The organism is Streptomyces sp. SID14478 (genome assembly GCF_010548525.1).
GTDB lineage: Bacteria > Actinomycetota > Actinomycetes > Streptomycetales > Streptomycetaceae > Streptomyces.
On record NZ_JAAGMG010000327.1, the window covers coordinates 1 to 746 of the forward strand.

At 76.0% G+C, this 746-nt stretch carries 1 protein-coding gene; it reads left to right on the top strand.

From position 1 onward, the window contains the following. On the top strand, nt 1–746 hold a 746-nt coding region (gene lnt / locus G3I40_RS10890), incomplete at both ends, for an apolipoprotein N-acyltransferase (RefSeq protein WP_164301958.1).

Below are 746 nucleotides of genomic sequence, written 5' to 3' on the forward strand. Positions count from 1 at the left end.
GGCCGCAGACGGACGGGCGGGTGCGCATCGCCGTGGTGCAGCCGGGGGTGATCGACAGCGACGACAGCGGGCTGCGCCGGTTCGCCCGGGAGGAGGCGCTGACCCGCCGGCTGGCCGGGCGGGACGTCGACCTGGTGGTGTGGGGTGAGAGCAGCGTCGGCTTCGACCTGGCCGGGCGCCCCGACCTGGCCGGCCGGATCGCCGCGCTCTCCCGGGACGTCGGGGCGGACATCCTGGTCAATGTCGACGCCCGCCGCCCGGGAGCCGGGACCGGGACCGGGATCTACAAGAGCTCCGTGCTGATCGGCCCCGACGGCCCGACCGGGGCGCGCTACGACAAGATGCGTCTCGTCCCGTTCGGCGAGTACGTGCCCGCACGCGCCCTGCTCGGCTGGGCGACCTCGGTCGGCAAGGCGGCGGGCGAGGACCGGATGCGCGGGACCCGGCAGGTCGTCATGGACGCACGGCACGGGGACCGGGACCTGCGGGTCGGGCCGCTGGTCTGCTTCGAGTCGGCGTTCCCCGACATGACGCGCAAGCTCACCCGGGACGGGGCGCGCCTGCTGCTCGCACAGTCGTCGACGTCGTCGTTCCAGCACACCTGGGCGCCCGAGCAGCACGCGTCGCTGGCCGCGGTGCGGGCCGCGGAGACCGGCCGGCCGATGGTGCACGCGACGCTGACCGGCGTGTCCGCGGTGTACGGCCCGGACGGGGCGCGGGCCGGGTCCTGGCTCGGTACGTCGGCG